This window comes from Chryseobacterium sp. 14P4.3.2, from assembly GCF_057799275.1.
On sequence record NZ_JBYOKO010000004.1, the window covers coordinates 140,702 to 152,813 of the forward strand.

The following is a 12,112-nucleotide window of genomic DNA, read 5'->3' on the forward strand; positions in this document are numbered from 1 at the left end:
CAATACCCCTGTTAAAAAACCAATCAATAAATAATATTACTTTTTTTCACAGAAAATATCTGCGAGTATTTTTGAAACTTCCTTATGTTTAGTTGCCGGAAAAAGATGAGTTCCTCCCTTGATTACATAGTCAGGCTTTGAATTCCGGATAGGAAAAACAATATCTTTATCTCCCAAAATCTGGATTACGTCAGGATTTTCATCGAATTTCCACTCAGCAACCTTCTCTACAGACCATTTCAGGTAATAAGGATCTCTCACTTTGAAATACTGAAGAAGCTTAGGATTTTTAGGATCAAAAAGTTTTCGGACCACCACATATGCATTAGCAGCTTTATCATTAAACAAACCTACCGGAAGAATGCGTGGGATCTTCGTGACCTCTCCTGTTTTTATAAATTTGGATTTTTCTTTATCAGATTTTATACTTCCCAGAATAACAACTTTCTCTGCGGTTTTCAACCGGTTGATTTCCTGTACAATGATTCCTCCGAAAGAATACCCCAAAAGACAGAATGGCTCCGAATCATCTACTTTTTCAGCCATTCTTTTGACATAGTCATGAAAAGGTTCATTTTTTTCAGGGATAAGCCAGTCTATAAAAATCAATTCACAGTGCCTGGGAAACTCTATTCTTTCAAGTACCTTAAAGTCTGCTCCAAGACCACTTACGATATAAATTTTCATGCCGCTAATTTATAAAAATTGCAGAAAAAGGAAAAAGTATAAACCAAAAAGAACATAAGAAATATGAGAGATTGCTTTTGTATGACGCACTTGATCATATTTGGAGGTTATCTTATTAAATCGTCATGAGATGTACAAAGATTTGTTTCGGCATTAGCAGCTAATAAAAAAGAGCAGTCCCGCAGGAACCGCTCTTTTGATATCAATATAGTATTTAATCTTATTTTTTCTTTTTAGCAGGAAGTCTGTTCTCGTTATCTAACATTTCAGTAGTTACTTTGAACTGGATATCCATTTCATTTTTGATGAAATAATCTTTCAGTGAAGATTGATAGAATACTTTAAAGTCTCTTCTGTTCAGAGAGAACTTAGCAGATTCAATAGATGTTGTAAACTGAGTCACATATACATTGGCTGGGAAAGATATTGTTTTTCTCACCCCTTTAAGGGTAAGATCACCATACACTGTAGAGTTATACTCACTGTTTGCTAAAGGAATAATTTTAGTCAAATGGAATTTGGCAATCGGGAATTTCTTTACTTCGAAGAAGTTAGTACTTTTCAGGTCATCTGTAAGTTTGATCTGATCTTCGTCGGAAACATCTCCCGCCATGATGCTTCTCATATCTATTACAAACTCTCCGTCTACCAAAACAGTATGGTCAAAGTTGAATTTTCCGCTCTTTAGCTTTACAGTTCCTGAGTGGGAAGAAGCTTCAGTCTTTACAACCTTATACCCCCACCATCTGATCTCTGATGAAGTTACCTTTGCAACTTTATCAAACTTCTTCTGAGCAGAAACAAATGATATACCTGCGCACACCATAGCAAACAATAGTAATCTTTTCATTCTTTTTTATTTACAATTCAACAAAAATAAAAAAAAGTGTAGAACTTCTACACTTTTAACAATCTTTTTTTGATTAATTTATTGAGCAGTTACCTTTACAATCATATCGATGTCATCTTTCACAAAAACATCCTGCATTGTAGATTTGTATGCAACATCAAATTTCTGTCTGTCGAAAGAGAATTTGTTAGATACCAAACTTACTACTCCTTTGCTGTAAGAAATCTTGGCAGGGAAAGTAATAGGGCTTGTTTTCCCTTTTAAAGTAAGGTTTCCTGTTACTAAAGAACTGTAAACTTTATCATTGTTTTTCTTTACAGAGGTGATTTTGAAAGCAGCTGTAGGGAATTTTTCAACTTCAAAGAAGTCACCGTTTTTAAGGTGTCCGTTTAATTTTTGCTGATATTCACCTGTAAGGTCAGTTGCATTGATAGAAGTCATATCCAGAACGAAGCTTCCTCCTACCAAATCATTTCCTTTCATCACCATATCTCCTGACTTTACTTTTACAGTACCGTCGTGAGAACTTGCCTCAGATTTTGCTACTTTATACCCCCACCAGTGTACATCAGATGCTACTACTTTTTTTGACTGCCCGAAAGCTAAACCTCCAGCTAAAACTGCTAATAAAAATATTTTTTTCATTGAATAGAGTTATTTACTTATTTAATACCACAAAGGTAGCTATCTTATCCGATAGACCACATTGATGTATATCAAGAAAATTAATTATTTTTATGAATAATATCATCTCATAAAAAAGCTCCGAATTTCTTCGGAGCTTTTTGTTATTCTTGAGAGTAAGCGGTGTAAAGTGCCATACCCTTTAGTGCGGTGTGGTTTTGCTTGACCAGATAGATTGGAATATTTTTAAGCATTTCTTCCATCTTATCACTGATCTTGAATTTTTCGTAGAACTTATCTTTATCCATATATTCTCTCATCATCTGTGGAATATCTCCTGAAATCAGTAAACCTCCTGTCGCTTTTAATTTTAATGTTAAATTGTTCGCTTCACGGGCCAGAAACTCAAGGAAGGTATCTAAAGCAATTCTACAGATCAATACATTATCTTCTACGGCAGCTTTATACAATTCTTCTACAAAGTTCCCCTGGGCAAGACGCTCTCCCAGCCATTCAGGTTCAGGATGTCTTTTTACGTCTCTCAGGAATCTGTATATATTGAATAAGCCTGTCTTAGAAAGTACATTTTCCCAGCTAACAATTCCGTAGATATTATTTAAAAACTGATAGAATTCTACCTCTACGTTTGTTCTTGGTGAAAATTCAGAATGTCCCCCTTCTGTAGCGAAAGGTCTCAGATTTTTTCCGTCAAAGAAATATCCCGCTTCTCCCAATCCGTTTCCGGGTGCAAGAATGGCAACATTTCCTTTTTCAAGATGACCGCTTGTATAGATGGCATCAAGATCGTCATCTTCCAGAAGAGCCATTCCGTAGGCAGATGCTTCCAGGTCATTCAGCATATCTACTTTTTCAAACCCGAATTCTCTGGCATACTCCTGGATGTCTAAATTCCAGCCTAATCTTGCAGGGTTGCTTTTCCCGTCAAGTACAGGTCCCGGCACAGCCATTCCCAGACGTTTTACGTTTTCCAGCTGGTTATCCTGAATAAACTTCTTTAAAATATCAGAAAAAGAAGCGTACTCTTTCGTTGAATAAGTATTCTGGAGTTTTATATCAAGACCTCCGTTACCGGAAACAAAATAGCCAAGGATGGTTATATCTTCACGGAGACTTGCCCCGATGATAGAAATGTTCTCATTATTACTGTTCTCTACTCCTGGTAAATAAAGTGGAAACTTTGGATTCAGAATCATAACCTCAAATTTTACCAAATATAATAATTGTTTTTGTAAATCCTGCACAGAACAAAAAAACCTTTTCACTTTCGTGAAAAGGTTTTGGTTAATAATTGTTTATATATTAAATCTAACTACTTTCCTAATGGAAGATTGTAACCGAATCCTACTCCGATGTTCCCCACATTATAGTCCTGACCAGCTAAATCTCCTTTAGTTCCTACAAAAACCTTCTGGTATTGTACGAAGAAATTCCAGTCTTTATTGTGGTATCCGATCTCCGGCTTAATGTAGAAACCACCGTTGGCTCTTTCTACACTTGTATTGGAAGCAACCTGCTTATCTCCAACCAGGAAACCATATCCTAAGTCTGTTCCGAAATAGAAACCGGTTTGTTTTGGATAAATTCTTATTAAAGCTGCTACAGGAACTACGCCTACATCATTATTTTTATAACCGTTGTTCTCTTTACCAAAATAGTGAGTATATCCTGATGCGATTCCTAATCCGAACCCAGGTGTAATAAGGTTCTGATAAGACACATCTACTCCTACAGCTGCAGAAAGATTGTCTGCAGGAACTGCTAAACCAACATTTGCGCCCACTTTGATCATATTATTCATTTTTGAATTCTGTGCGCTTGCTATTCCTGCTGTTAAAACTCCAGCCAGCAATATTGCTTGTTTAAACATTTTCATAACTCTAATTTTTTAATTTTACTAAACTAGAAGATGTAAAAATCGTGCCAAGGAAAGCAAACCGCTCCACTTTAACACTCGAAAAACACATAAAACAATGGTTATCAATTGATTATTTTTAACAAAATTTAAATGATTGTTTAACAAAAATTACCAGAAAAAAGCCTTGAAAAGTGAATTAAGAGTTAAAATTTGCAAAAATATAGTAGGAGTTATTATGCTTATCCTGAGATTTAGTATATTTAGTATTTATCCTTAAAAAATACAGATCATCTAATTTTCGATCTGATTCTGTTTACAGATGATTATGTCTTCTGTATTAATATAGTAATATTAACAATCATTAATTCGTTATCATTTTAACCTTTCTCCTTAAAATACATCAAAAAAATAAATGTTCTCACCATGGCTGATTCATTATTAAAAAACAAGCATCTTCTTTGGCGCGCAGGTTTCGGTGTTGGAATCAATCAGATTGATGATCTGAAAAATAAAAACACCCATACCCTTTTAAACGACCTGTTCAGGCAAGATAGCTTTAAAGAGATCACATATGACACTCCCGATTCAGATCCAACAGCTGATGACATGAGCAGCACCGCCCTTGCGGAAAAGAAAAAAGAAATGCAGCGGATTTATAGGGAACAGAACAATGAACTGAACCTTAATTTTCTGGATTCCATGGTGAACAGCAAGGAACAGATGAGAGAAAAGATGGCTTTTTTCTGGCATGGACATTTTGCATCAAGGGTTCTGAATCCAAAATTCAACAGGCAGCTTCTCAATACCATTCGGAAAAATGCATTGGGGAACTTCAAAGATCTGCTTTTCGAAGTCAGCCAATCACCGGCTATGCTCAACTTTCTGAACAATCAGCAGAATAAGAAAGATCATCCTAATGAAAATTTTGCCAGAGAGGTTATGGAGCTTTTTACGATGGGCAGGGGAAATTACACTGAAAAAGATGTACGGGAAGGAGCAAGAGCTTTTACAGGATGGAGCTATGATAAGGATGGAAATTTCAAAGAAAGAAAAAATCTTCATGATGAAGGAATCAAAACTTTTCTAAACAAAACAGGAAACTTCAGTGGAACAGATGCTTTAAACATTATTCTGGAACAGAAAGCGACGGCCAGATTTATTACGGCTAAGATCTATAGGTTTTTCGTTAATGAAAAGGTGGATGATACTATTGTAAACAGCTTAAGTACTAAGTTTTACAGCTCTGGATATGATATTAAAAAATTAATGAATGAGATATTTTCAAGTTCATGGTTTTATGATCAGAAAAATATAGGAAACAGAATAAAATCTCCTGTAGAGCTGATGGCAGGAATCATGCGGGTACTTCCTATGCATATTCAGAATCCGGAAAACCTCATCGTTTATCAGAAACTCTTAGGACAGATGCTTCTTTATCCTCCCAATGTTTCAGGATGGCCCAATGGAAAATCCTGGATCGACAGTTCTACGCTGATGCTGAGGCTTCAGGTTCCACAGATCTGGTCCGGACTCCGTCCGCTAGAATACAGTCCTCGTGAGGATGACGATATTGATATGGGAATGAAATCCAGAGAAACAGCCTTAAATAAAACGTTTAAAAACCCGAATATCACCATAGACTGGGAACGTGTAGACAAGATATTTGCGCATAAAAACTGCGAGGATTATCTTATCCAAAATGCCCAAAGCCTGGATATAAATACGGTGAAGAGTTTTTCTGATAACAGTACAAAAATGAATGTCATCAATCTGATGTCTACCCCGGAATATCAGTTAATGTAGTTTTTTAAGATCGCAGATGATACCATTAAGACATTATTCCGGTGAAATATAAGGTATAATCTGCAACTTAAGATCTACTCATTATTCAGCAACCTAAACCTTAAAGTTATGCTAATCAAAAGAAGAGAATTCCTCAAAATAAGTTCGTTGGCTACCGCTTCGCTGCTGGTGCCTAATTTTCTGCAATCAATGACATTGGATGATGCTCTGGTTCCGGGTCAGAATATTTTGGTAGTCCTCCAGTTTACAGGTGGTAATGATGGTTTAAATACTATCATTCCGGCAAAAAATGACATTTATTTCAGGGAAAGAAAAACACTGGCTATTCAGGATTCACTTTCTCTAACAGATGAAGCGGGGATCAATCCTTCTCTCTCCTATTTTAAAGAGCTTTTTGACAATGGTGAACTTTCTGTAATGAACAGTGTGGGATATCCAAATCCTGACAAATCCCACTTCCGGAGTATGGATATCTGGCAGTCTGCAAGCCGGAGCGATCAGTTTCTGGAAACAGGCTGGCTTGGGCGTTTTCTGGATGAAGAATGTTACCGTTGTGACCACCCAACTCAGGCACTGGAAGTAGATGATATGCTGAGTTTGGCGTTAAAAGGTGAAAATAATAAAGCTTTTGCTTTTAAAGATCCTAAAAGACTTTATCAAACCAGTCAGGAGAAGTATTTCAAATCTTTGTATGATCACCATCATGATGATGAGACAGTTTCTTATCTATATCAGACCCTGGGCTCTACCATCAATAATGCCGGTTATATTTTTGAAAAGAGTAAAGCTAAAAAGACAGAACAAGTTTATCCCAATTCACAATTAGGAAAAGATTTCAAAACAGTCGCTTCCTTAATAAAGTCTGATATCAATACACAGGTTTACTATCTTTCGGTGGGAAGTTTTGACACCCATGTTAATCAGAGCGACAGACAGAAAAAACTATTTGATGACATCAATGAAGCTGTAAAATCATTTGTTGCGGATATGAAAAGCAACGGGCTTTTCAATAATATGCTGCTGATGAGTTTTTCGGAATTTGGCCGCCGTGTTGCTCAGAATGCCAGCAACGGAACGGATCATGGAACAGCCAACCAGATGTTTTTCATCAGCGGAGCTCTTAAAAAGAAAGGATTATTAAATCCTCTTCCAGATCTTCAAAACCTGAATGAAGGAGATCTCATCTACAAGGAAGATTTCAGAAAAGTATATGCTACAATTCTGAAAAACTGGCTAAAAGCGGATTCTTCTAAAGTGTTGGGGTGGAAAGACGGAATTTACGACTTTATATAAAAAAAAGGGACTGTGCATATTCATGACAGTCTCTTTTTCAATAATTTTAAATTTCAACCATTTTTAAGCAGTCACCTGCTTTGGCTTTTTTTCTTTCTGCTCTTCCTTTGGATCAAGTTTTTCTGATATTTTTTTCACAATATATTCTATTACCAGTGGTGCTACAATTGCAACTAATGCTTTAAATATTCTTGATTTCATAAACGTGATTTTATATATGTTAAAATAATGCAATTTCTAAGCCAAGCTTAAAATCATTAATTAAGAATTTATTAATCATTGATCCATTTTCTTTTAAAAGCCTTTACAGATTAATTCTCATCGGTAACAATCAGATTCTGATAATTTTTACTTCCTGCACTGAACTTCTCTTCCATTTTAATTCTCAGTTTCTGAGGTCTGTGAACAATCAGAGAATCGCCAAACCCCAGCAGAAGTCTTTCCAGTTCAAAATTAATCTGGACACATATTTTAAAAATTGTTCCTTCATTATCTTCACTTACAATCACCTGGCTTTTATGGAGTGGTTTTGTCTTTACATAAGGGGCATTTCCGGAATCTACCCAAAAAACCACGTTTCTGGGAGCCATTCCATCTGCAACTGTAACTCCTATAATATCTTTAAAATATTCGTCCCCATCCAGATCTTTATCAATATACTGAAGGCGTTCATCAATTTCGATACTTTCCATCCTGTCCAGTGCCAGATTATACATTTTCTGTTTATAAAGGCAGATCAGGAACCAGCGGTTATTAAATTCCTTTAACAACTGCGGGTGAACCGTGAAGATATTGGATTCTTTTGCGGTAAAGCTTTTATAGAAAATCTTTAATACTTTCTTATTGGCAATACTTTCGTACAGAATATCGATGTGTTCAAGTCCTTTCAGCTGTTCATTTTTATCCAGATGAATAATCGATTTCTGGCTGGTAGCATGAATAGAATCCTCCAGTTTCTGGATAACCCCGTTCATTTCTTTAAACATCGAAAAGTCTTTGAACTGCTTTAAAATCTGAACCGCATTATTCATTGCCTTCAGATCACTTTCATTCACAGAGATGTTATGGATACTGTAATCGGGATCACTGTACCGGTAATATCTTCTTTCATAGACTTCAATAGGAGCCTCATATCCGAACTTCTCACTCCGCATATTCTGCAGATCAAGCTGAACCGTTCGCTTACTGACATAGGACTCCTTACCTTCGAATTCAAATAAAGCTTCGGAACATTCGTCAATGAGATCTTCAAGCGTATATTTCCTGTATTTGTTCTTAAGGCATTTATCTAATGTTTTATATCGAATCAGAGCGTTTTTATTGGATGACATAACCTTAGTGTTTAATAGTCTGATTTATATAATATTTCAGGTTTTAGCATTCGCTGATTTGCAAATTTATCTTTTGCTTTATCTGCTTTTTAGCTTAAAAATTACTTCTCTTTCAAAGCTTCTCCTTCAAAATTAATTCCGTCCCAGCCAAACTGCATAAAGTTTCTGATATTCTGGTGGTCTTCTCCTTCAGGATTTTTCAGGACCTCTTCTCTGTAGAACTCTCCAAATAGCTGAAGAGTTTCTTCTTTCGGCAGATTGTGAAGCTGGGCATAGCTGAAAACTTTACATGAACCGTTATTTTGTCCTGCTTCATTGCTTGTACCACCATTCTTAAACGATGTTGGTGTAAAATCGTAAGTTTCATCGATATGAGCAATGACATCAGCAAACTGAATGGTTTCCGGGAAATGTTTTAATTGTTCTAATAGTACCATAATAAATATTGTTTTTAAAATTTAAAAGATTTACTTATCAGGTAAATTTGCGAATTCACCCTTCACTTTATTATTTTACAAAAATAATTATTTTTTTTAATCTACGCAAAACTATTGCGCAATTATACTTTTACTTTGCATCATCAAATTGAATAAGATGGAATTTAACGGAAATCATTTAATCGAATTAGGATATAGACCAGCAAAATGGTTTAAAGACGCCATTACCTATATCAATGAAAATAATCTGGATGAAATTCAGATTGCAGCATATCTTGAACAGTTTAAACAACCCGACCTTATGCCGCTTCATGAAACCGCTAAAGATTTTGTGATTAATATCAGAGCTGAGCACGAGAGTGAAAATGATAATGTAGAAAAGGTAATCAGAACGATGAAAGTTCTGATGAAAACACCTACACTGACTGGAGGAGCACTAATGCCGGATGCCTGTCCTACAGGTCCTGAGGGTCAGATTCCTGTGGGAGGTGTTGTGATTGCTAAAAATGCTATTCACCCGGGATTCCATAGTGCTGACATCTGTTGTTCTGTCATGCTGACTGATTTTGGGAAGGCAGATCCAAAAAAAGTGCTGGATGCAGCTCATTCGGTAACTCATTTCGGATATGGAGGAAGACCAAGAGGAGAACAGATGCCAATGTCTCAGGAACTGATGGATGCTTTCAGAGAAAATGATTTCTTAAATGATGAAAAGTTAATCAGCATCGCCCGTTCTCATATGGGAACTCAGGGAGATGGAAATCATTTCTTGTTCGTAGGGATTTCTAAAAATACCGGAAATACCATGATGATTACCCATCACGGGTCAAGGGCTCCGGGAGCTGCATTGTATGATAAGGGAATGAAGACCGCTAACCGTTTCAGACAGGAAATCTCTCCTGAAACGCTAAGAGAGAATGCATGGATTCCTTATGATACTGAAGAAGGTAAATCTTACTGGGAAGCTCTTCAACTGGTCAGACAATGGACAAAGGAAAACCATACCTCTATTCATGATGCTGTATTGAATAAAATGGAAACAGAAAAGGAAAACAGATATTGGAATGAGCATAACTTCGTTTTCAAAGATGGAGACCTGTTTTATCATGCTAAAGGAGCAACTCCTCTGGATGATAAATTCCTGCCTGATATTACAGGGCCAAGACTGATTCCTTTGAATATGGCAGAGCCGGTATTGATTGTTCAGGGAAAAACCCATGAAAGAAATCTGGGTTTTGCGCCCCATGGAGCCGGAAGAAACTTCAGCAGAAGCCAGCATAAGAAGTCTATGACTCATAAAACAACTGAAGAAATTTTCAATGAGGAAACAGAAGGATTAGATATCCGTTTCTATTCCAATGAAATTGATATTTCTGAATTGCCAAGTGCTTATAAAAGTGCTAAAAATGTAAGAGCACAGATAGAAGAATATGGTCTTTGTGAGGTTCTGGATGAAGTGATGCCTTACGGATGTATTATGGCCGGAGATGTTCAGAAGAATGCACCATGGAAGAAAAAGAAAAGATTCAGAAAAGAATAATTTTTCATCTAATATTTAAATCTTATCAGTGTAAAAACCTATAAGATTGACAAAAAACCAATAACTAAACTTTATGGGTGTAAAAGCCCGTAAGGTTACTGAAAACTTTTTTCATAATGGCAGGGGCAGTAGCTCACATGGCAGAGCAACAAGATTACTTTTCTCTAACAGCAGATAAAGTTCCTATTAATTCAAGTTTTGGTCACAGGTTCGAGTCCTGTCTGCTCCTCACTATCATGGAAATGTCTATCTTTAGATATTGATCATTTTCATTGATTACAAAAAATAAAGCAAAGGGAGTTCCTATATTTTTGGTAATTACTCCCCGCTTTTTATAAATTATAGGTAAAAGGAGTTCCTATATACTTCACTTTTAACGAATCTACTCCTCACTTATTTTTTAAACTAAAAGACAATGAAAACATTAAAATTATTCAATGCTGTACTGGCTAGAAAGTCAGATGAACAGCCATTTATTTCTAATGATGGTTTTATCGTTGAATCTGATGCTGTTTGGGCAAAAGATGAAATCATCTCCTACTATGCAAAGGAAAAACTGAATGGAAATGAGTTGAATAAAACCTTCCATAAATCCTGGAAGAAAATAAAAAATACTTCCAGAGCTGATTTATTTTTTGAACAGATTAAGCATTATCTTTCAACATATGGAAGCGATTTTCAGAATGAAATCTATATTCCCTCAGAGGTATTGAATGTTCCCGATATGAAACTTATTTTTAAGGTGATAAAAGCCTATACTGCAGAAGAAATGAAGGAAAAATGCCTTTCTCTCCTGAAGTCCGGAATTGCCTTGAAAGAGGAAACGATTGATGATCTCCTTTATATTCTGCATACAGAACTGGAGTATGATTTTACCGGAAAGGAGAATATCAGAAATAAAGAAGCGATTATAAAAATAGCCGATCTGTATGACATCTACCCTGAAAATCCTGTGGAGTTTTTCCGGTATGTAATTTATAAAACAACCACGACAACGCTTTTAATCAAAAATGATGAATTGACTGACTTAATAAAGCAAAGCAGATTTAATCCAACCTATCTGTTCGAACGCTTTGGTCTGGAAAAACTTGCGGAAATTTTCAACAGATTTAAACCACTATTCCTTGCTTTTAAAAATAAGGCTCCGAAAGCAATTAATAAAATTTCAAAACTGTCTAAGGTACATCATAAGCCATTAATTTCAAATCCATTGAATGATGCTACCAACACATTTCTTGAAAACAGCGACTGGCACTGGCTGGAAAACGCGACACCTTTTGCTCTATTTAAAGCTTTGTCAGCATGCTATTCAAGAATATATGGTCAGGATACTTTTGTGTACAGAGTCAGAAACGGAAAATCATGGGTAAAAAAAGGTAAGGCAACTTACGTAAATCAAATGAACTATGATTTTATTTTGGATTATCTGAAACTGAAATATGAAAATCTTTCCGGAAAGAAATTCTATTTCCCTGAAAATGTAGAATTTGCATTGCCAACTTCTGAAAAGATGTTCGTTGGCATATTCCTACAGGAACCCGTTTTTATGGAGATAGGCTGGCTGTTGGTATTTATTGGGAAAATCAATGGGGGGCTCATGACCTTGACCTTTCGGGACTGAATATTGCCGGAAAGACAGGCTGGAATGCCGCTTATAATCACGATAACGGA

12 protein-coding genes and 1 tRNA gene are annotated in these 12,112 nt (G+C 36.0%); 5 read left to right on the forward strand and 8 right to left on the reverse strand.

Features of this window, described 5'->3' with window-relative positions; genetic code table 11:
- Positions 1-36: 36 nt before the first annotated feature.
- The 5 genes from AC27VX_RS08380 to AC27VX_RS08400 all read right to left on the reverse strand — a co-directional run bounded on the left by AC27VX_RS08380 (position 37) and on the right by AC27VX_RS08400 (position 4,055).
- A complete protein-coding gene (locus AC27VX_RS08380; protein WP_300685109.1) occupies positions 37-687 on the reverse strand; it encodes an alpha/beta hydrolase in 651 nt (216 codons plus the stop codon).
- Between the two features lie 220 nt (positions 688-907).
- Positions 908-1,537 (reverse strand): YceI family protein, encoded by a 630-nt coding sequence (locus AC27VX_RS08385; RefSeq protein ID WP_236858013.1) that lies wholly within the window; start codon positions 1,535-1,537, stop codon positions 908-910.
- Positions 1,538-1,615: 78 nt separating this feature from the next.
- Entirely contained in the window at positions 1,616-2,182 is a 567-nt protein-coding gene (locus AC27VX_RS08390; protein WP_236858012.1) for a YceI family protein, read from the reverse strand.
- A gap of 143 nt (positions 2,183-2,325) precedes the next feature.
- Positions 2,326-3,375 carry a glucokinase gene (locus AC27VX_RS08395; RefSeq protein ID WP_236858011.1) on the reverse strand — a complete coding sequence of 350 codons (1,050 nt, stop codon included), beginning with the start codon at positions 3,373-3,375 and terminating at the stop codon, positions 2,326-2,328.
- A gap of 116 nt (positions 3,376-3,491) precedes the next feature.
- Complete coding sequence (locus AC27VX_RS08400) at positions 3,492-4,055, reverse strand: hypothetical protein (protein WP_236858002.1); 564 nt, start codon at positions 4,053-4,055, stop codon at positions 3,492-3,494.
- Between the two features lie 405 nt (positions 4,056-4,460).
- On the opposite strand from AC27VX_RS08400, the gene AC27VX_RS08405 reads away from it, so the two are divergent.
- A complete protein-coding gene (locus AC27VX_RS08405; protein WP_488695016.1) occupies positions 4,461-5,840 on the forward strand; it encodes a DUF1800 domain-containing protein in 1,380 nt (459 codons plus the stop codon).
- 108 nt (positions 5,841-5,948) lie between these two features.
- Positions 5,949-7,133: a DUF1501 domain-containing protein gene (locus tag AC27VX_RS08410; protein ID WP_488695018.1), complete on the forward strand. Its 1,185-nt coding sequence runs from the start codon at positions 5,949-5,951 to the stop codon at positions 7,131-7,133.
- A gap of 63 nt (positions 7,134-7,196) precedes the next feature.
- Here the strand turns inward: AC27VX_RS08410 and AC27VX_RS08415 are convergent, their stop codons facing one another.
- The 3 genes from AC27VX_RS08415 to AC27VX_RS08425 all read right to left on the reverse strand — a co-directional run bounded on the left by AC27VX_RS08415 (position 7,197) and on the right by AC27VX_RS08425 (position 8,901).
- Positions 7,197-7,334 carry a hypothetical protein gene (locus AC27VX_RS08415; protein WP_236857996.1) on the reverse strand — a complete coding sequence of 46 codons (138 nt, stop codon included), beginning with the start codon at positions 7,332-7,334 and terminating at the stop codon, positions 7,197-7,199.
- Between the two features lie 110 nt (positions 7,335-7,444).
- Positions 7,445-8,464, reverse strand: a complete 1,020-nt coding sequence (locus tag AC27VX_RS08420; protein WP_488695020.1) for a helix-turn-helix transcriptional regulator — start codon at positions 8,462-8,464, stop codon at positions 7,445-7,447.
- Between the two features lie 101 nt (positions 8,465-8,565).
- Positions 8,566-8,901: a HopJ type III effector protein gene (locus tag AC27VX_RS08425; RefSeq protein ID WP_488695022.1), complete on the reverse strand. Its 336-nt coding sequence runs from the start codon at positions 8,899-8,901 to the stop codon at positions 8,566-8,568.
- 157 nt (positions 8,902-9,058) lie between these two features.
- Between AC27VX_RS08425 and AC27VX_RS08430 the strand changes: the two genes are divergently transcribed.
- The 3 genes from AC27VX_RS08430 (at position 9,059) to AC27VX_RS08440 (ending at position 12,062) form a co-directional block, all read left to right on the forward strand.
- Entirely contained in the window at positions 9,059-10,441 is a 1,383-nt protein-coding gene (locus AC27VX_RS08430) for an RtcB family protein (RefSeq protein WP_300685120.1), read from the forward strand.
- A gap of 122 nt (positions 10,442-10,563) precedes the next feature.
- Positions 10,564-10,670 (forward strand) — tRNA-OTHER (locus AC27VX_RS08435).
- A gap of 186 nt (positions 10,671-10,856) precedes the next feature.
- Positions 10,857-12,062, forward strand: coding sequence for a hypothetical protein (locus AC27VX_RS08440; protein ID WP_488695025.1), 1,206 nt, complete (start codon positions 10,857-10,859; stop codon positions 12,060-12,062).
- Positions 12,063-12,112 lie beyond the last annotated feature (50 nt).